The sequence below is a fragment of the Ferrovibrio sp. GW821-FHT12F09 genome (assembly GCF_058806775.1).
Genome location: NZ_JBXAPZ010000001.1, coordinates 574,034 through 592,181, shown reverse-complemented (window position 1 = coordinate 592,181; position 18,148 = coordinate 574,034). Strand labels below are relative to the sequence as shown.

Here is an 18,148-nt window from a genome sequence, read left to right as displayed (position 1 = left end):
CTCAGAACTTCGCCGTGATGCCGGCGATGACCGTCATCGGCGCGCCGGGCAGGTTTTCCAGGCGCGTCACGGTCTGCTCGATATACTCGGCATCGGTGAGGTTGCGGCCGGTCAACGACAGGCGGATACGATCATTGAGGTCGTAGAAGACCGTGGCATCGAGGCGGTAGTAGCTGTCGACCCGGTAGCTGTTGGCCAGATCGCCCTGGCGGTTGCCGACATAGGTGACGCCCGCGCCAAGGCCGAGGCCTTTCAGATCGCCGGTCTGGAACTGGTAGGTGTTCCACAGGCTGCCGCTCAGCTTGGGGGCATTGGGCAGGCGCGCGCCCTTGACGAGCGTGCGGTCGGCGATCACTTCCGCCTCCATATAGGTGAGGCCGCTCATCACGCTCCAGCCCGGCAGGATCTGGCCGACCAGGTCCAGCTCGATGCCGCGCGAGCGCTGCTCGCCCGTCAGCACCGAGAAATTCGGTGTGCCGGAGGCGGTGGCAACATTTTCCTTGGTGACTTCAAACAGCGCCAGGCCGGCCGTCAGCTTGTCGGGGATGACGTCGTATTTGGCACCGGTCTCATACTGGATGCCTTTTTCCGGCTCCGGCACGCCGCCGCCGAGGATGGCCGTGGTCTGCGGGCTGAAGGACGTCGCGTAGCTGGCATAGAGCGACAGCGGCGGCACCGGTTTGTAGACCACGCCGGCACGCGGGCCGACATTGTCGCGGTCTACCATCGTCGCAATGCGCTGGGTGATGCTGGTCTGGTCCAGCGAGTCATAGCGCAGGCCGAGCAGGACCTCCCACTGGTCGCTCAGCTTGATCTGGTCCTGCATGAACACCGAATTGATGTTCATGCGGGTGAGCGGCATGTTCTGGAAGTTGAAGGTGCCGGGCAGCGATCCGAAGCCGGGGCTGGTCAGGTTGACGGCCGCCAGGGTGGCGTTCTGCTGCAGGATGAAGCGGTCGGCATTGATATATTCATAGCCGGTGACGAAGGTATGGCCGACGCTGCCGGTATCGAACTTGAAGACCGCTTCGGTCTGCGCGTCAAAAGCATCCATCTTCTCCATCTGGCGGAGCGCCTGACGGTTCATGACGGTCTGCGCCGCGTTCAGCGTCGTGCCGTTCGGCACCATGCGGAAGGTTTCGCCCCAGGTGTAGCTGAACATCTGGCGGAGCGTGAGCCAGTCACGCACATCATGCTCGGCGCGATAGACCGTGTTGTCCACTGTCGCTTCGTAGCGCGCCCAGTCCTCGCCGTAATAGCGCTCGCGCGGCAGCACCACACGGTTAAACTGCGCCGGCAGGCCGCGATCAAACTGGCTCTGCTGTTCGGTATGTTCGTAGTTGAAGGAAAAGCGCGTGTCGTCGCGCGGCGCCCAGTTCAGCACCGGCGCAAAATATTCGCGTGTGTCGTCGTTGTTATAGCGGAAGCTGCCTTCGGTCTGCATCCCCACGGTCATGCGTGCGGTCAGCGTGCCGGCCGGATCGATCGGACCGGTGACCGTACCTTCGCCGCGATAGAAATCATAAGACCCGGCCTGCAGCGTGGCGCTGCCGCCGAAGACATTCGACGGCTTCTTCGTCACCAGGTTGATCAGGCCGCCCGGTTCGGTGCGGCCGTAGAGCACTGACGACGGCCCCTTCAGAACCTCGACGCGCTCGATGGACGACAGGTCGCGTGAGACCAGCGGGAAGTTCAGTGCCGGACTCTGCATCACGCCATCGATGGCGAAGGTCTGGGTCTGGAAACCGCGGAGCGTGAAATTCTGGCCGCGCCCGCCATTGGTGCCGTTCGGCTGCACGTTCGGCACCATGTAGAGCACATCCGCCAGGCGCGTGGACTGGCGATCCTCGATCACCTGGCGCGGCACCACGTTGACGGTCTGCGGCACGTCCTTCAAGGCGGTATCGGTCTTGGTGCCGGTGGCGCTGCGGGTGGCGCGGTAGCCCTCCACCGGGCCATCGGCGCGCTCGGGCATCGCAGGCGCCTCGACCTGGATGGCCGGCAGCTGGGCCGGCGGTTCCGTGGTGGTCTGGGCAACGGCGGGGACAGTGGTGAGTCCGGCCAGCACAGCGAGGGTTGAGGCGGGCGTACGAAGGCGCATGCAGAAAGCTCCGCGAAGAACGGGTCTTGCTGCGCAGCACCGGGCAGTCCGGCGCTGCGATCTGGCTATCACCCCCAACGAATACTGTTCGGTAACACCCGTATGCAGATCAAGTCAATGCGAATGAGACGCATGTTTATGTGAAATTTCTCAGATTCTGGCGCTTTTATAAGCATTGCGTGGCCGCTTCAGGCGGCGTTTCCTTTCTGCCTGAATACCGGGAGGAATAATGATGAACACTCTGACGGGCCGGGTGGCCCTGGTGACCGGCGGCTCCAGCGGCATCGGCGCCGCCACCGTGCAGCAGCTGGCAACCCGCAAATGCCAGGTGGCGATCAACTTCTCGCGCAATCGCGTGGCGGCCGAGCGCGTGGCGGCTGCGGTGGAAGCTGCCGGCGGCATCCCGCCCCTGCTGGTGCAGGGCAATGTGGCCGAGGATGCCGACTGCCAGCGCGTCGTGGCCGAGACCATCGCGCGTTTCGGCCGGCTGGATTATCTGGTCAACAATGCCGGCACGACAAAATTCGTCGCCCATCGCGATCTTGCCGGCCTGTCGGCCCAGGACTTCCAGGACATCTTCGCCGTCAACACCATCGGTCCGTTCCAGATGGTGCGCGCCGCCGAAGCGCATCTGCGGTCGGCGCATGGCGCGGTGGTGAATGTCTCCTCCATCGCCGGTGTTTACGGCACCGGTTCGTCGCTGGCCTATGTCGCCTCGAAAGCCGCGCTGAACGGTTTGACGCTCAGCCTTGCCCGCGTGCTGGGTCCGGAAGTGCGCATCAATGCCGTCTGCCCCGGCTTCGTCGAGGGCGAATGGCTGCAGCTGGGCATGGGCGAGGCTGCCTACAAGGCGGCACAGGAAACCTGGCAGCGGTTCGCGCCACTCGGCACCACCAACAAACCGGACGACATTGCCGGCACCATCCTGTTCTTCCTGACCGCGGCGCTCAACATCACTGGCGAGACTCTGCTGATCGACAGCGGCATGCGGCTGGCGCAGCCGCGGCTGGCGCACAAGGCCTGAGCCCTAGCGCAGCAGGGCCTCCGGCGATGGCGCTTCGGCAGCCGCTTCCTCGGCCCGCATCTCGGGCAGGCTGAGCGGCTGAGGCCCGGGGGCGGCCTGCTCCAGCCGGATATCGGCTATCACCGGCAGGTGATCCGACACGCGCCGGCCCAGCGGGTCGGTCCAGCAGCGCAGCAGCGCCGCCCGTGGCCGGCAATAGATACGATCAAGCATGAAGAGCGGATAGCAGGCGGGAAAACTGCGCAGCTTGCTGCGGCCGGGCAGCAACGTCTTCAATGCGCGCCGCACGCCGCCATAGATGAGCCAGTCGTTGAAGTCGCCCAGCATCACGGTTGTGCCGCGGGACGTACCTGCAATAGCGGAAAGCATCGCCGCCTGCTGGCGCCGCTCGCGGAAGCTCAGCCCCAGATGCACCGACGCCAGGTGCAGCGGGCCATGGGGCGTCATCACCGTGGTCTCGATGGCCCGGCGCGGTTCGCGCCTGCTGACCGAGAGATCATGAATGGCGGTTTCGGTCAGCGGCCAGCGGCTGATCAGGACATGGCCGTAATAGCCGTCCGGCGCGGCAATGGTCTTGGCTTCCGCCGCATGGCTGCCCAGCGCCTGGGCCAGATACTCGAAGGGCGAGACATCGCCCCGGCCACGCGAATCCAGTTCCTGCAGGGCCACGATATCGGGCTGGTGCCGGCGCACCAGGGCGACAATGCGGGGCAGATCGTAACGGCCATCGGGACCGATGCCGGCATGGACATTCCAGGTCAGCACGCGGACGGTCTGCGGACCGGGTGGCGGCGAACCGTCAACTCTCAACGAGCTTGTCCCGCAGGCGCGCCACCACCAGCTGCAGCATGTAGGACAGACCGGCCCAGACCACCAGGAAGCCGACGATCAGCAGCACATCCACCAGCGAGGGGCGCGTCATCATCTCCAGCAGCCGGCCGCCCAGCACTGACATAATGACGATGCCCGGCGCCAGGCCAAGGAAGGTGCCGATGGTGTAGTCCATCAGACGGATCTTGGTGGCGCCGGCCACCAGATTGACCAGCATGAAGGGCGCCGTCGGCATCACCCGCATGGTGGTGACGGCGAGGATGCCGTTGCTTTTCACCTTGCGCGCCACCCGGTTGATCCGCGGCCCCATGACGCGCCGCAGGATATCGGCGCCAAGCCAGCGGCCAGCCGCATAGGTGGCGAGCGCGCTGCTCATCGAGCCAGTGAGCGCCACGCTCAGGCCTTCCCAGGTGCCAAAGGTCATCGCGGTGGCGGCAATCAGCAGCGTGACCGGGAAAGCGATGAAACCGCCGGCGATGAAAATTCCCACCACGATAGGGAAGGACAAGGGGCTGGCGGCAATACTGCGGAAGGCCGCCGCCAGTTTGGAGGGCGACGCCCAGTCCGACAGCGGCGTGTAGCGCCAGGCCAGCACCAGAGCGATGATCGCCACTGCGGTGCAGGCGATCGCCAGCATGGCCGAAAAGCGGCGCTGGCTCGGCGGCTCGTTGCTCGGGTCCGGCAGGTTGAAATCGGCGCTCAGGGGACGCACCGGATCGGCAATCGCCTCTATCTGCGCCGTCAGATCGAGACCGGGCAATTCATCCTGGATCGGGCACAGCCGGTGTTCGCGGTCCTGCAGCGCGTCCAGCGTGGCGAACAGCGAGCCGGTGCGCTGCATCAGCGCCGAGACTGCAGCAGGTTCGGCGCCGCAATGTTCGGCGATCAGGCGGTCGCGCGCCGCCGTGACGGAACGCCGCTGCGCCGGCGTTGCGGCCGCAATCACCAGATCGCATTCGGTATCGACGGCAAGCGAGCGGTTGCACAGATTGGCCGAGCCGATGCGCAGATAGCGGTCGTCGACGATCATCACCTTGGAATGCACCATCACTTCCGTCTTGCGGTCTTCGACGCTGCCGTCGTTGCGCAGGCAGGGATAGACGAAGCGCACACGATCCTGCAGGCCCTCGCTCTCGATCAGCCGCATGAACCGGATGCGGCCGGCCAGCATGCTCTGCTGTTCCAGCCAGGTGTGGTGGGTTTTGGGCGCGACGATCACGGCTTCCAGGTCTGGTCGCGTGCGCAGGCGCTGCGCCAGGGTTTTCGCCAGCGCCGTGCAGGTGAGGAACTGGTTCTCGATATAGAGATGGCGCTCGGCCGCATCGATCATGTCGTGGAACAGCGCCTCCACCTCCTGTACCGCGGGCTCGGGGCCGTAATGCGGTTCGGTGCGGGCGATGCCGATGCTGACATCGCGGAAGTCCGGCTCCAGATCATCCGGCCAGGGATCGCAGCCGCCATGGCAGGGGGGCAGCAGTTCATGGGTGACGCGATACCAGCGGTTGCGTACCAGCCGGCCAAGGGCGGCGGCGGCATCGCCATCCACCATCATCTGGACGTCATGGAAGGGCGGATAGGTCTTGCCGGCAGGATCGGCGCGCAGCGGGTTGTGCAGCTCGTGCACACTGGTGTCCCAGCGGCGGATGGTGATATCCAGCCCGCCGGAAAACGCCACGGCATCGTCGACCACCACGATCTTCTGGTGATGCGAGGCGCCGATCGGCAGCACATCGTCGAGGCAGAGCTCGATCTGTCGCGGCGTGTTCCACTGCAGCGCCAGCGCCGGCATCAGCTCGCGTTCCAGCGAATAGACGGCAGCATAGTAATCCCACAGCAGCAGCTTGATGCTGAGCTGGGGCCGACGGCGCACCAGTTCGGTGAGGAAAGCGCCGAAGGCCACCGGCAGATCGTCGCCGGTTTCACCATCGGGACCGACCAGTGGCGTGCGGCTGTCGATATCCCAGCCGGTGATCAGCACGGAATGGCGCGCATTGCGCAGGGTACGGCGCAATGCGATGAAATAATCGGCCGCATCGACCAGCATGCTGGCGCGCGGAGCCTCGACCACGCACCAGGCATTGCGGCCTGTCTGCAGCAGCCCGTCCGGCGGCGCAGCGCTGTCCTGGTCTTTGCGTAGAATCCGCGCGGCCTGCACCGTAACCTCCTGAAGCCATTCGTCTCCGGAGTAACGCCGCAGCGCCGATTAAGTGCCCGGCGAGGCGGGGCGGGAATACGGCGGCTTTGTGGCGGCGTTCGGCGCTTTCAGCCGCGCAGCAGCTTCAGCATCTGTTCCAGGCGGGCTTCGTCCAGACTGCCGATACGGCGGCCAAGCTCATTGGCCAGCAGGGTGGCCTTGGGCGTCAGGCCGGCAGTGTCGATGGTGACGCGCGGATGCGACAGCTTGGCCAGTTCGGCCAGATCCTCGGCCTCGTCCCAGATGATATTCAGATAACCGCAGATGCGTTGCAGCAGCAACCAGGACGGACGGCCGCGATGACCATGCTCCAGCGCCGAGAGATAGGCCGAAGAAACGCCGAGATCGGCCGCCATCTGCTTGAGCGCGATGCCGCGCGCCTGCCGCAGGGCACGAATGCGAGCGCCGAAGGGCGTCATGGCGGCGTATTCACCGTTTGACCCTCACGGGGGATTGTTTGATCGCAGATTGCCGATGCATCGGCAGCATCCTAGTATTCCGCGGTGTCGTTGCGCCAGATGTTCCCGGATCGCAAGATCCCGATTCTCTGCGCCCTGATCCTGCTGCTGGCGGGCGGCGCGGCAGTCCCGTTATCGGCGCAGCAGACGATTGTCACCGGCTTCCGTCCGACTGCGCCCTATGTGCTGCAGAAATCCGATGGCAGCCTGACCGGACTGGAATACGAGTTGGTGATGGCCGCTGCGCATATCGGCGGTTTGGCGCTGAAGCCGGAGCTGATGCCGCTGGGCCGGCTGTCCGAAGATTTCCGCCGGGGTGTTTTCGACGCCATCGTACCGGCCAATCCGGCGATGAATCTGCCCGGCTGTTTCAGCGATACCCTGCTGGTCTACCGCAACACGGCCTTCACCCTGGCCCAGCGTGGCCTGATCCTGAGCGGCATCGGCGATCTGGCCAACCATGACGTGACGGCTTTCCAGAATGCCCAGGTCCTGCTGGGCCCGGAAATGACGGCGGTGCGGCAGGGCAATCCGCGGTACCGCGAGGTCGCCAACCAGATGCTGCAGGTGCGGGCCCTGTTCTCCGGCCGCACCGATGTGGCCATCCTGGAGCGGCGGATTTTCTATTCCTTGTCGCGCAGCAGTGAAGCCGGCATCGACACCAGCGCTCCCGTGACCGAGCATGCCCTGTTCCAGCCGACCAGCTACAGCGTCGCCTTCCAGAAGGCCGAGCATTGCACCGCGTTCAACCGCGGGCTCACCGCCCTGAAGCGCAGTGGCGACTACGACACTATCGTCACGCGCTGGGACGGGCCGGTGCAGGCGCAGAACGGCCGCGCCGGCCGGGCGCCAGGCTAGAGATTACACGGCCGCGAGACCAGCCAGGGCCTGCTGCTGGATTTCCACGGCGCGTGGATAGCACAGGCCGCGCCATTCATCGTTGTCGGGATAGAAGGCGGCGCGGATCTGTGCCTTGATCTGCTTGCCTTGGGCCGAGAACACATCGCCGCGCAGATGCAGCCAGTTATCGGCGATCACCGACAACCGCACTTCCTCCGAGCTGAGCGTGCCGACCTCGATAGCGCTGGCCACCATCGTGGCCTGGGCGCAGAAGCGCGCGATACCCATGCGCAGATTGCCTTCGATGACCGGTGAATCTGACTGACCCATGGCCGGCGAGGTGACGGCATCGCCGAACCACCGCCGCGCCAGCGTCAGGGATTCAGATTCAGGCGCGTGGCGGCAGATCATTTCCGAATAACCGAACGGGCCAAGCCCGGTGTGATAATCCAGCACGCAGATGCGCTGCGCCCTGGACAGATATTTCTCTGCAATGCTTTTGATGGTCCTGTGCGACCAGCAGGCCTGCACGCCGCCATAGAAGATGCCGTCGGCATGGCTGTGCTGGCCGCCGACGATGGCTGCGGTCGCCGCCTTCGCACCGACGCGCGCATAATAGGCGGCGATCTTCTGCTGGATGCCGCTGGCCACGGCATCGTCCCATTGTTGCGGCACCAGCCAGCCATGCACTTCGGCATAAGCCGGATTGGCCGGCGGCGCCTTCGTCGCGAAATCGATGAAGTTGCGGTTGATATCCATATTGTCTTCATTGACGCGGCGGCCCCAGGAAAAACCGTAAGGGTTGCTGCCATGAATGGTCAGCATTGCCGTGCCGGCCGGCAGCTGCGCCGCATGGCCGTCATTGAGCCAGCCGACCTGGCAGCCTGAACCGTAATAGCCTTCGATGCCATGGGTGCCCGAAACAGTGACCAGAACGGCTTTCGCATCACGCGGACCGATCCAGGCGATATCGGTGAACAGGTCTTCGCCGGCGATGCCTTTCAGCGGATGGGCAAAGCTTTCGATTTCGGCCTTTGCCGCTTTGGCCGCGGCGAGGACGGCCTGGCGGGCGGTGGCATAGTCGGGCGAGAAATGCTGGTGAATGCTCATGGGGCGGGCTTTGCTGACAATGAAAAAGACGCGGCATTCTCTGCCTGGCCCTGTCCAGTGACAAGTCCGATGCCGGATTATTGCCGCAGGCGGTCCATAAGGATTTGGTAACCCGCCCGCAGTAGGAGGATAGGTTCGCATGCTGCGGGCTGCGGGAGAATGCCGTGCACGATCCGATTTCGATTGCCTATCTGAAATGGTTCCACGAGACCAATGTCTGGAAGGGCATGCATTACAAGGGCGTGCGCACGCTCAAGTTGCCCAGCGACATGTGGAATTACCAGGAGATCATCCACGAGCGGAAAATCCGTTTCGTGGTTGAGACCGGCACGCGCCATGGCGGTTCGGCCCTGTTCTTCGCCGACCATGTCGAGGCCCGCGACGGGCTGGTGATTTCCTGCGACATCGACAAGAGTGCCAACCAGCTGGGCAGCCATCCGCGCATCAAGTTCCTGATCGGCAATTCGGCGGCGCCCGAGGCCGTGACGGCTATCGCCCGTCTGCTGCCGGCAGACCGCAAACCCGGCGAGACGTTTTTCATTTTCGATTCCGACCATACCGAACGGCATGTCCGCGCCGAGTTGGAGGTCTTCCGCGCCCTGTTCCTGCCCGGCGATTCCATCATCGTGGAGGATACGGTGGTCAATGGCCATCCGGTGCGCCCCGAACACGGGCCCGGGCCGATGGAGGCCATCGATGCCTTTATCGCCAGCTATCCGAATCTGCTGGAACCGGACCTGCAGCGCGAACAGAAATTCGGCGCGACGCTGGCGCCGAAAGGCTATTACCGCGTGCGCGGCTGAGGCGTGCCCTCTTCGCGCTGTCGGCGCAGCAGCACATAGAAGGCGCCGGCGCCGCCCATCTCCTGCCGCGCCGGCGCGACACCTAAGATCTGGTCGCGCCAGGGACCGCGGCGCAGGTATTCCGGCAGCCAGGCCCGCAGCACGCCGCGCCCCTGATGCAATCCTGTCTCGCCGTCGCGCTGCAGGCCCTTGCCGGTGATCACCAGCAGGCAGCGTTTCTGCTGCGCGATGCCGTCGCGGATCAGCTTGCTCAGCGCGCGTTCGGCATTGGCCAGCGTCAGGCCATGCAGGTCGAGCCGCGCCTCGATCGGCAGCTCGCCGCGTTCGAAGCGCTGCTTCAGTCGTTTGTCCATCTGCGGCAAAGGCTTCGCGCCACCGCGCCCGATGGGGCCGTGCGCCGGCAGCGGCGCCTTCTGCTTGGCATCGGCCCTGGCATAGGCGGCCTGGCCGGCGCCCTCGGGCCGATAGATTTTCGGCAGCGGCGCCAGCGGCTCGGGCACCACATTCTTTTTCAGCGGACGCGCCGATTTCGCCACCTGATGCCAGGCATCGCCGTCTTCAGCTTTAAGACTGGCGGGCACCAGCGGCGCCGGTTTTATGGAAGCCTTACGAACCATCCGCGATGAGTACGATATGCAGGCGGCGCGGTCCATGGGCCCCGAGCACCGGCACGCCTTCGATATCGGCGGTGCGCGACGGCCCGGTGACGAAATTCACCGTGCGTGGCCAGTTGTCCACGTCCCCGAGTTTGTCGCGCAAACGCTGGAAGGCGTCTTCCAGGCCGCCGGTGACCTGGCTTTGCTTCAGCACCACCACATGATGGTCGGGCACGAAATGCAGCGTCGTCGGCGTGGTGCTGGACGAGTGCAGCATCAGCGTGCCGGTTTCGGCGATGGCGGCAAAGGCCGGCGTGACGCTGACCAGATCCTGGCTGCGGCCGGGACCGCAGTCGACCTGCAGCAGCGGGCGGTCGCCCCAGGGCAGGGCCTGCAGCAGCGGGTCGGGCGAAACGCGCAGACGGCTGGGCAGGTTATGCTGCGCCAGATAATCGGCGATCTTGCCCGGCACATCGGCTTCACCGGCCACGCGGTCGACCGTGACGGTCAGCGCCTCCACCTTGGCGATGAACAAAGCCACCTGTTCGACATGGGGAATCTGCGCGCGCTGCGGCACGAGATTACGCGGATGGCCCTTGATGCGCTCGATCACCGCGGCGCGGCGACCGGGATCGTTCACCGTGTCTTTGAGGCCGGCGCGCAGGGTGGCGAAAATACGGTCGCGCGAATTGCTCATCTCAGACGCTCCGCTTCTGCTTGCGGTACTGCGCCATGAAGGTGTCGGCCGATTGCGGCGCCGGCAGGTCGCGTCCGTCGGTCCAGCCCGAGGCCAGCGGCATGGACGCGAAGCGCCCCTTGTCCTTGCCCAGCATGTTGAGGGCGGCAATCGCGATCCGCGTGCCCAGGCGATAGAGCCAGGGCGTGCGGGCGGCGAAGGCCCAGAGCTCGACGCCCCAGCGCTGCAGCGGCGGCGTGATCTGCTTTTCATGTGCCTGTTCACGCCAGTGGCGCATGATATCGGGCAGCGGGATGCGCATCGGACAGACCTCCTCGCATTTTCCGCAGAAAGTGGAGGCATTGGGCAGATGCCGCGCCGTCTCCAGGCCGATCATATGCGGGTCGAGCGCAGCACCAATGGGACCGGGATAGACCCAGCCATAGGCATGGCCGCCGACCGAATGATAGACCGGGCAGTTGTTCATGCAGGCGCCGCAACGGATGCAGCGCAAAAGAGGTTGGAGCGCCGTGCCCAGCATTTCGCTGCGGCCGTTATCGACCAGCACGACATGGAATTCTTCCGGCCCGTCGATGTCTTCCGGCCGCTTCGGGCCGCAACTGAGCGTCGTGTAACAGCTCATCTCCTGGCCGGTGGCCGAGCGCGCCAGAATCCGCAGGATGGTGGAGAGGTCTTCCAGATTGGGGATGACCTTCTCGATGCTGCTGACCGCAATATGCATCCTGGGCAGTGACTGCGTCAGGTCGCCATTGCCCTCGTTGGTGACGATCACAGTGGCGCCGGTCTCGGCGATCAGGAAATTGGCACCGGTGATGCCCACATCGGCCTTGAAGTAGGTGTCACGCAGCACGCTGCGCGCCTCTGTCACAAGAACCTGAGGCTCTGTAGATCGCGTGCCAGCCTTTTTGCCGTTCAGTTCGTAATCGGGATGATGGTCCTCGAACAGCTCGGCGATCTGCTCGCGCGTCTTGTGCAGGGCCGGGCCGATGATGTGGCTGGGCGGTTCATGGGCCAGCTGGATGATGTATTCGCCCAGATCGGTTTCCACCGGCGTGATGCCATGCTCGACCAGGAAATCGTTGAGACCGATCTCCTCGGTCACCATCGACTTGCCCTTGGTGACGATTTTCGCATCGCGCGAGCGGCACAGTGCGAGGATGGTTTCGCGTGCCTCGCGCGGCGTGCGGCACCAGTGCAGCTTGCCGCCGCGCGCGGTGAGCTGCTGCTCGAAGCGCTCCAGATACAAGTCGATATGCTGCAGGACGTGGTTCTTGATCTTCACACCCTCGTCGCGCAAAGCCTCGAATTCCGGCAGTTCGCGCGCGGTCTCGACGCGGCGGCTGGCCATCGGCCCGCTGATGATGCCCATGGCCTTGCGCAGGTTGGGATCGCGCAGCGCCTTGGCGGCATTGGCCTCGAAGGCCTGGGCGGTGATTTCCATGCTCATGCCATGGTCCTCACTTTGCTTCGCCAATGGCGGGCGTATCGATCATACCGGCCAGCACCTCGGCCACATGGCGCACCTGTATAGGGCTGCCCTCGCGCTTCAGTTTGCCCGCCATGTTGAGCAGGCAGCCCATGTCGCCGGCCAGCAGCAGATCGGCACCGGTGGCCTTGATATCGGTCGTCTTGCGTTCGACGATGTCGGTGGAGACTTCGCCGTATTTGACGCAGAAGGTGCCACCGAAACCGCAGCAGGTTTCCGGCGTCTGCATTTCCACCAGGTCTACACCCGCGACGCTGCCAAGCAGCGCACGCGGCTGCGCCTTCACGCCGAGTTCGCGGAGCCCTGAGCAGGAATCGTGATAGGTGACCTTCGCTGACAGGCTGGCCGAGACCGGATCGGTTTTCAGCACATCGACGAGGAAGCTGGTCAGTTCGAACATGCGCGCCGACAGGTCTTCGGCGCGGCGCTGCCAGTCGGGTTCGGCAGCGAACAGCGCCGGATAGTGATCCTTGATCATGCCGCCGCAGGAGCCGCTGGGCGCCACCACGTAATCGTAGTCTTCAAAGGCCTCGATCACCTGGCGCGCGATCGTCACCGTATCCTTACGGTCGCCGGAGTTGTAAGCCGGCTGGCCGCAGCAGACCTGGGCTTCGGGCACATCGACGCTGCAACCGGCATCTTCCAGCAGCTTGATGGTGGCGAAGCCGACCGAGGGCCGGAACAGATCGACCAGGCAGGTGACGAAGAGGGCAACGCGAGGCTTGGCATCAATGGTGGCGGACATGCGGGCTGGTCTCCGGTACGCAACGATGGGGCTGTTATAATCCGTGGCGGCGCAGGCCGCTTTCGATATGTCTGAGCAGGACGGCGCGGGCAGCCGCCGCATCGCAGTTTTCAACGGCGGCGATAATGGCGCTGTGTTCGGCCTCGATCTCGGCCAGGCGGTTTTCGTCCTTAAGGCGGCTGAGGCGGGCGAACTGCATGGCCTCGCGCGCATGGCGGCCGATGAAGGCGGCGAAACGCCGCAGCGCCGGGTTATGCGCCGCCGTCGCCAGCACGTCATGGAAGCGGATATCCTCGGCCAGGCCGAGCCCACCGGCGGCCACCGCGTCGCGCATGGCGGCTTGCGCAGCACGCAGTGCCTGCAGATCGGCCAGCGTATGGCGTTCGGCGGCTAATGCGGCGCAATCGGCCTCGATCAGCGCGCGCAGCTCCAGCAGGTGATCGTCGCCGTCGGCAGTCAGGCGAAAGGCATTCCCGCCTGGTGCGGCGGCGACAAAAGCGCCCTTGCCCTGGCGGGTCTCGACATAGCCGTCGGATTTCAGCCGGGCGATGGCCTCGCGCACCACGGCGCGGCTGACCCCATGGGTCTCGGCCAGGCTGTGTTCGGAGGGCAGGCGGTCATGCGGCCGCCAGTCGCCGGCCAGGATCGGCTGGAGCAGGGTTTCGGCCAGCATCTCGACGCGCGAGATCGGGGGCCGTATGTCAGGCAGGGCAGTCATTGGCTGCCTGACAAGTTAATCGGATTATCTAATTAGATCAATGTGAAAACCAGTCTCAACTGGGCCCGAAAATCCAGTCCGGGATCACCAGCACCACCTCGGGGACGAAGACCAGCAGCAGGGTCACGGCCGAGACGGCGATTAGGAAGGGCATGGATTCCCGCGTGTAATCGCCGATCCGGCAGCGCAGCACCTGGCAGACCACGAACATCGCGCCGCCGACCGGGGGCGTGAAGTTGCCGATGGTGGCGGCGATGATGAAGACCAGGCCGAAATGGACGGGATCGATGCCGTATTGCCGGATCAGCGGCATGAACAGCGGCGTCAGCATGATGATCAGCACCGAGCCTTCCATGAAGGTGCCGGCCACCAGCACGAACAGCACGATCAGCACCATCGCCAGATGGGCATTGTCGGTGAAGCCGATCATCCAGTCGGCGATCACTTCCGGCACGCGTTCGAAGACGATGCCGTAGCCGAAGATGGCCGAGAGCGCGAGCAGGAACATCACCGCACCGACATCGACCAGGCTGCCTTCCAGCGCCTCGCGGAAATTGGCGAAGGTCAGCATGCGATAGGCGAACATGCCGATGACGATGGCATAGATCACCGCAAACGCGCCGATCTCGGAGGGCGTGAAAACGCCCATGCGCAGGCCGAGCAGGAGGATCACCGGGAACAGCAGCGCCCAGATGCCGCCCCAGGAGGCCAGCGCGATTTCCTTCGCCGTCGGCGCCGTGTCGCGCTCGGGACCGTAGCCGCGTTTGCGCGCGGTGATCGAGATGGCAATCGCCAGCGAGGCCCAGAGCATGAAGCCCGGCAGGATGCCGGCGGCAAACAGCCGGCCAATAGAGACCTGCCCCACCGTGCCATAGAGGATGAAGCCGATGCCGGGCGGAATGATCGGCGCCATCAGCGAGCCGTAGGACAGCACGCCGGCGGCATAGCCTTTCGAGAAGCCGCGCTTCAGCATCTGCACGCCCAGCACGCGCGCATTCATCGCCGCATCGGCGATGCAGGATCCGGTGACGCCGCTCATCAGCGTGGACAGCGCAATCGAGGTCTGCGCCAGGCCACCATACATGCGGCCGGTGAGCACGCTCGCCAGCTTCAGCAGGTTGTGGGTGATGCCGGAATTGTTGAGGAAGTTGCCGGCCAGGATGAACAGCGGCACGGCGAGGAGCGCGAAATTCTGCGTCTCGGTCACCGTGATCTGGATCGGGATGGTGATCGGCAGTTCCGGATGCTGCAGGAAGAACAGCATGCCGGAAATGCCGATGGCAAAGGCGACCGGCATGCCGATCAGCATCAGGACAGCGAAGGCGATCAGGACCAGCAGCATGGCGGTTACAGGATATCGGCGGCGTTGCTATGGGCGATCTTGCCATGCAGTTCGTCGCGCATCTTGAGGAAGGTGGAGATCAGCAGCAGCAGGCCGCCGACGGGCAGGCTCATGGTGACCCAGGAATAGCTGATCTCCGGGATGCCCTGGAAACTGCGGATGCGGCTGATCCACGACAGGTAACAGCCCATGATGACGAGATAGACCAGAAACGCCGTGATCAGGGCATAGTTGATCCAGCGGCAGGCCGCCTGCAGGCCCGGCGACAGCTTGGCGGTCAGCACCTCGATCGACATCAGGCTGTTCTTGCGCCAGGCGATATCGGCGCAGAGGAAGCAGGCCCAGGCGAAGAAGCAGGTGGCGGCATCGCCCGACCAGTTGATCGGATAGCCGACCATGCGCATCACGCCGCCAAGGAAAATCAGGATGACCATCAGGACCAGAAGCGCGGCGGCGACAAAAGCCTCCGCCGCGCAAACCCGGTCATACAATACCTTCAGCATGACAACTCCGGACGAGATTACTTGCCGATTTCCTTGTGCACGGCATTCTTGGCATCGAGAATCTTCAGCGTCTCGTAGGCCTTGTCGCCGGCCTTGCGGAAGGCGGCCAGATCGACATCCTTGACGATGGTCATGCCGCGGCCCTTGAGCTGCTGCTCGACTTCCGCTTCGAGCCGGAAGATTTCCTTCGATGTCGCCTCACCGGCCTTGTCGGCTTCCTCGACCAGCGCCGTCTGGTAGTCTTTCGGCAAGCCGTCAAACCACTTGGCGCTGACCACTTCGAAGTTGATCAGCATGATATGTTTGGTCTCATTGGCGAATTTCAGCACCTCATAGAAGCGCCCGCCGGGAATGTTGTTGTAGACCAGTTCGACGCCGTCGATGGCGCGCTGCTGCAGGCCCGGATACATCTCGCCAAAGGCCATGGCGACGGGAGTCGCACCGAGCGCGCGGATGGATTCCTGCCAGATCGGCGCAGGTGGCGTGCGGATGCGCAGCCCCTTCAGGTCTTCCGGCGTCTTCACCGGCTTGTTGGTGAAGAAGTGGCGATAGCCCTGCACCCAGCTAAAGGACACGACCTTCAGACCGTGCTTGGTCGCCAGCTCGTCCTGCCACTTGATCACGGTCGGCGCCTTGCGCAGCTTGGCCACGTCTTCCAGCGTCTCGACAAAATACGGCCCGTTCATCACCGCGATGCCGGGCACATAGTTGCCCATGCGCGCTGAGTCGGTGTTCTGGCCGAGATTGGCGCCCTGGCGGATCTGCTCGATGATGTCTTCTTCCTTGCCCAACTGGGCGGAATGGAAGACCTCGATCTTCAGGCCGCCATTGGTGCGCGCATCGACTGCCTTGGACCAGGCGGTGAAGCCGTCATGGAAGGGCTCTTTCGGGCCCAGCACGTGATTGAACTTCAGCGTGAATTTCTGCTGTGCCTGCACCGGCAAGGCAGCGAACAGGGCAATGCCGGCGCAAAGCGCCAGACTGGATTTCAGGATCTTGGTTGCGATGGTCATGGGCCTCTCCCGGACGGATGGCGGCGCCGGCTCCCGGACAGGAGCGACCGCCAGCGGTTTTGCGTTTCCTCAAACACGTCTTCGCGGGGCGCTCTTGTGTGACGCCCTCTCAACTGATATATCAGACACCACACACTAGGCACAAGCCGGAATCTTATGCGCCGTTTACGCGGTCCCACCGGCTGACAGGCACTGGCAGGCAGGCGTCATGAAACTGATCAGGCCGAAATCGCTGAAGGAACTGGTGGTCGAGGAGATGCGCACCCGCATCATCGACGGCCGGCTCAGCCTGGGCGCGGGCCTGTCGGAAAACACGCTGGCCGCCGAACTGGGGATTTCCAAGACGCCGGTGCGCGAGGCGCTGCTGCAACTGAAACTGGAAGGCCTGGTCGAAGTGCAGCCGCAGCGCGGCACCTATGTCTTCCGCCTGGCGCCCGACCAGGTGACGGCGATCTCGGAACTGCGCGAGGTGCTGGAGGTGGCAGCCGTGGCGGCCGCCATCGAGCGCCATCACGACGCGCTGGTCACCCGCATGACCCGCATCTTCGACGGCATGCGCGCGGCTTATGACGCGAACGACAACATCGCCTATCGCACGCTAGACGGTGAATACCACGAGACCATCATCGATCTCTGCGGCAATCCCTATATCAGCTCGGCCTACAGCCTGATCGGTTTCCGCATCCAGGCGCTGCGCTCGCGGCTCTCGCATGAAGCCTCGCTGAACAAGCTGTCGATCAAGGACCATCGCGAGATGCTCAAATTGATCAAGGCCCGCGACGTGGCCGCGCTGCAGACGTTGATGCGCAGTCATATCAACCAGACCAAGCAATCCTATCTCGACGTGCTGGAACGTCGGGACTTCCTGAACGAGACCCGGGAGAAAGCCTCGTGAATTCCGTCAGACCGATTGCCCAGCCCGAAGAGATGTCATTCGACCTGAGCGGTCGTCATGCCGTGGTGATCGGCGGCGGCAGCGGCATCGGTAAGGCAATCGCGGAAGGCCTGGGCAAGGCCGGCGCGCGGCTGACGCTGGCCGGCCGGCGCCGCGACGTGCTGGAGCAGGCGGCTGTCGAATTCAGCAAAAACGGCATCGCTGCCGGCGTCGATGCGGTGGATGCCGCCGACATGAGCCAGCTCAAGGCCTTCGCCGCACGCTGCGAAAAGATCGCGCCGGTCGATATCCTGGTGAATGCGCAGGGCATCATGACGCTGAAGCCAGCGGAGGAATTCACGCCGGAGGATTTCGACCGCATCATCACCACCAATGTGAAAAGCGTGTATTTCGCGTCGCTGGAATTCGGCAAGCTGATGCTGGGCCACGGCCGCGGCAGCATCATCAGCATCGCCTCGCTGGCGTCCTTCCGCGGCTTCCCGCGCAACGCCATCTACTGCATCAGCAAGCATGGCGTGGTGGCGATGACCGAGACGCTGGCGGCCGAATGGGCGGCGCGCGGCGTGCGCGTGAACGCCATCGCGCCGGGCTTCTTCATGACCGACCTGAACAAGGACACCATGAAGGATGACCGCAAGGCGCTGGCCATGGCGCGCACGCCGATGCATCGCTTCGGTCAGACGCACGAGCTGGCCGGCGCCGCCGTCTACCTGGCGTCGCCAGCAGCGTCCTATGTCACCGGCGTAACCATCCCGGTGGATGGCGCCTTCCTTGCCAGCGGCATGTAGGCTG

At 64.3% G+C, this 18,148-nt stretch carries 18 protein-coding genes; 5 read left to right on the top strand and 13 right to left on the bottom strand.

What is annotated here, in order from left to right; all coding sequences use genetic code 11:
• Position 1: 1 nt before the first annotated feature.
• Complete coding sequence (locus AC1ROB_RS03050; RefSeq protein ID WP_492972223.1) at positions 2–2,101, bottom strand: TonB-dependent siderophore receptor; 2,100 nt, start codon at positions 2,099–2,101, stop codon at positions 2–4.
• 232 nt (positions 2,102–2,333) lie between these two features.
• Between AC1ROB_RS03050 and AC1ROB_RS03045 the strand changes: the two genes are divergently transcribed.
• On the top strand, positions 2,334–3,125 hold the full coding sequence (locus tag AC1ROB_RS03045) for an SDR family NAD(P)-dependent oxidoreductase (protein ID WP_492972224.1): 792 nt from the start codon (positions 2,334–2,336) through the stop codon (positions 3,123–3,125).
• 3 nt (positions 3,126–3,128) lie between these two features.
• On the opposite strand, the gene AC1ROB_RS03040 is transcribed toward AC1ROB_RS03045, so the two are convergent.
• The 3 genes from AC1ROB_RS03040 to AC1ROB_RS03030 all read right to left on the bottom strand — a co-directional run bounded on the left by AC1ROB_RS03040 (position 3,129) and on the right by AC1ROB_RS03030 (position 6,569).
• Positions 3,129–3,935, bottom strand: a complete 807-nt coding sequence (locus AC1ROB_RS03040) for an endonuclease/exonuclease/phosphatase family protein (protein WP_492972225.1) — start codon at positions 3,933–3,935, stop codon at positions 3,129–3,131.
• On the bottom strand, positions 3,925–6,111 hold the full coding sequence (locus tag AC1ROB_RS03035; protein ID WP_492972226.1) for a VTT domain-containing protein: 2,187 nt from the start codon (positions 6,109–6,111) through the stop codon (positions 3,925–3,927). Before AC1ROB_RS03035 ends, AC1ROB_RS03040 begins: the two co-directional genes overlap by 11 nt.
• Before the next feature lie 107 nt (positions 6,112–6,218).
• Positions 6,219–6,569 carry a helix-turn-helix domain-containing protein gene (locus tag AC1ROB_RS03030; protein WP_492972227.1) on the bottom strand — a complete coding sequence of 117 codons (351 nt, stop codon included), beginning with the start codon at positions 6,567–6,569 and terminating at the stop codon, positions 6,219–6,221.
• Between the two features lie 84 nt (positions 6,570–6,653).
• Here AC1ROB_RS03030 and AC1ROB_RS03025 point away from each other — a divergent pair, with 84 nt between their 5' ends.
• A complete protein-coding gene (locus AC1ROB_RS03025) occupies positions 6,654–7,466 on the top strand; it encodes a substrate-binding periplasmic protein (protein ID WP_492972228.1) in 813 nt (270 codons plus the stop codon).
• Positions 7,467–7,469: 3 nt separating this feature from the next.
• Here the strand turns inward: AC1ROB_RS03025 and AC1ROB_RS03020 are convergent, their stop codons facing one another.
• Entirely contained in the window at positions 7,470–8,558 is a 1,089-nt protein-coding gene (locus tag AC1ROB_RS03020) for a M14 family metallopeptidase (RefSeq protein WP_492972229.1), read from the bottom strand.
• A gap of 164 nt (positions 8,559–8,722) precedes the next feature.
• On the opposite strand from AC1ROB_RS03020, the gene AC1ROB_RS03015 reads away from it, so the two are divergent.
• Positions 8,723–9,361, top strand: a complete 639-nt coding sequence (locus AC1ROB_RS03015; protein ID WP_492972230.1) for a CmcI family methyltransferase — start codon at positions 8,723–8,725, stop codon at positions 9,359–9,361.
• On the opposite strand, the gene AC1ROB_RS03010 is transcribed toward AC1ROB_RS03015, so the two are convergent.
• From AC1ROB_RS03010 to AC1ROB_RS02975, 8 genes are read right to left on the bottom strand one after another with little or no spacing between them, the layout of a single operon-like run.
• A complete protein-coding gene (locus AC1ROB_RS03010; protein WP_492972231.1) occupies positions 9,343–9,942 on the bottom strand; it encodes a Smr/MutS family protein in 600 nt (199 codons plus the stop codon). The genes AC1ROB_RS03015 and AC1ROB_RS03010 overlap by 19 nt on opposite strands.
• A gap of 25 nt (positions 9,943–9,967) precedes the next feature.
• Complete coding sequence (locus tag AC1ROB_RS03005; RefSeq protein WP_492972232.1) at positions 9,968–10,654, bottom strand: LutC/YkgG family protein; 687 nt, start codon at positions 10,652–10,654, stop codon at positions 9,968–9,970.
• A gap of 1 nt (position 10,655) precedes the next feature.
• A complete protein-coding gene (locus AC1ROB_RS03000; protein WP_492972233.1) occupies positions 10,656–12,101 on the bottom strand; it encodes a LutB/LldF family L-lactate oxidation iron-sulfur protein in 1,446 nt (481 codons plus the stop codon).
• Positions 12,102–12,111: 10 nt separating this feature from the next.
• Complete coding sequence (locus AC1ROB_RS02995; protein ID WP_492972235.1) at positions 12,112–12,885, bottom strand: (Fe-S)-binding protein; 774 nt, start codon at positions 12,883–12,885, stop codon at positions 12,112–12,114.
• A 34-nt stretch (positions 12,886–12,919) separates the two neighbouring features.
• Positions 12,920–13,603, bottom strand: coding sequence for a FadR/GntR family transcriptional regulator (locus tag AC1ROB_RS02990; RefSeq protein ID WP_492972236.1), 684 nt, complete (start codon positions 13,601–13,603; stop codon positions 12,920–12,922).
• Between the two features lie 55 nt (positions 13,604–13,658).
• Positions 13,659–14,945, bottom strand: coding sequence for a TRAP transporter large permease (locus AC1ROB_RS02985; RefSeq protein WP_492972237.1), 1,287 nt, complete (start codon positions 14,943–14,945; stop codon positions 13,659–13,661).
• A gap of 5 nt (positions 14,946–14,950) precedes the next feature.
• Positions 14,951–15,448 (bottom strand): TRAP transporter small permease, encoded by a 498-nt coding sequence (locus AC1ROB_RS02980; RefSeq protein ID WP_492972238.1) that lies wholly within the window; start codon positions 15,446–15,448, stop codon positions 14,951–14,953.
• A 17-nt stretch (positions 15,449–15,465) separates the two neighbouring features.
• Positions 15,466–16,461, bottom strand: coding sequence for a C4-dicarboxylate TRAP transporter substrate-binding protein (locus tag AC1ROB_RS02975; protein ID WP_492972239.1), 996 nt, complete (start codon positions 16,459–16,461; stop codon positions 15,466–15,468).
• A 208-nt stretch (positions 16,462–16,669) separates the two neighbouring features.
• Between AC1ROB_RS02975 and AC1ROB_RS02970 the strand changes: the two genes are divergently transcribed.
• Positions 16,670–17,356, top strand: coding sequence for a GntR family transcriptional regulator (locus tag AC1ROB_RS02970; RefSeq protein WP_492972240.1), 687 nt, complete (start codon positions 16,670–16,672; stop codon positions 17,354–17,356).
• The gene (locus AC1ROB_RS02965) at positions 17,353–18,144 is read left to right on the top strand and encodes an SDR family NAD(P)-dependent oxidoreductase (protein ID WP_492972241.1); all 792 of its coding nucleotides are present in this window, start codon (positions 17,353–17,355) and stop codon (positions 18,142–18,144) included. Before AC1ROB_RS02970 ends, AC1ROB_RS02965 begins: the two co-directional genes overlap by 4 nt.
• Positions 18,145–18,148 lie beyond the last annotated feature (4 nt).

Bases quoted from the DNA above. Each gene is read 5' to 3' on its own strand.
- AC1ROB_RS02980 (WP_492972238.1), bottom strand. From the start codon at position 15,448: ATGCTGAAGGTATTGTATGACCGGGTTTGCGCGGCGGAGGCTTTTGTC.
- AC1ROB_RS03005 (WP_492972232.1), bottom strand. From the start codon at position 10,654: ATGAGCAATTCGCGCGACCGTATTTTCGCCACCCTGCGCGCCGGCCTC.
- AC1ROB_RS02970 (WP_492972240.1), top strand. From the start codon at position 16,670: ATGAAACTGATCAGGCCGAAATCGCTGAAGGAACTGGTGGTCGAGGAG.
- AC1ROB_RS03045 (WP_492972224.1), top strand. From the start codon at position 2,334: ATGAACACTCTGACGGGCCGGGTGGCCCTGGTGACCGGCGGCTCCAGC.
- AC1ROB_RS02985 (WP_492972237.1), bottom strand. From the start codon at position 14,945: ATGCTGCTGGTCCTGATCGCCTTCGCTGTCCTGATGCTGATCGGCATG.
- AC1ROB_RS02995 (WP_492972235.1), bottom strand. From the start codon at position 12,885: ATGTCCGCCACCATTGATGCCAAGCCTCGCGTTGCCCTCTTCGTCACC.
- AC1ROB_RS02990 (WP_492972236.1), bottom strand. From the start codon at position 13,603: ATGACTGCCCTGCCTGACATACGGCCCCCGATCTCGCGCGTCGAGATG.
- AC1ROB_RS03050 (WP_492972223.1), bottom strand. From the start codon at position 2,101: ATGCGCCTTCGTACGCCCGCCTCAACCCTCGCTGTGCTGGCCGGACTC.
- AC1ROB_RS03000 (WP_492972233.1), bottom strand. From the start codon at position 12,101: ATGAGCATGGAAATCACCGCCCAGGCCTTCGAGGCCAATGCCGCCAAG.
- AC1ROB_RS02975 (WP_492972239.1), bottom strand. From the start codon at position 16,461: ATGACCATCGCAACCAAGATCCTGAAATCCAGTCTGGCGCTTTGCGCC.
- AC1ROB_RS03030 (WP_492972227.1), bottom strand. From the start codon at position 6,569: ATGACGCCCTTCGGCGCTCGCATTCGTGCCCTGCGGCAGGCGCGCGGC.
- AC1ROB_RS03020 (WP_492972229.1), bottom strand. From the start codon at position 8,558: ATGAGCATTCACCAGCATTTCTCGCCCGACTATGCCACCGCCCGCCAG.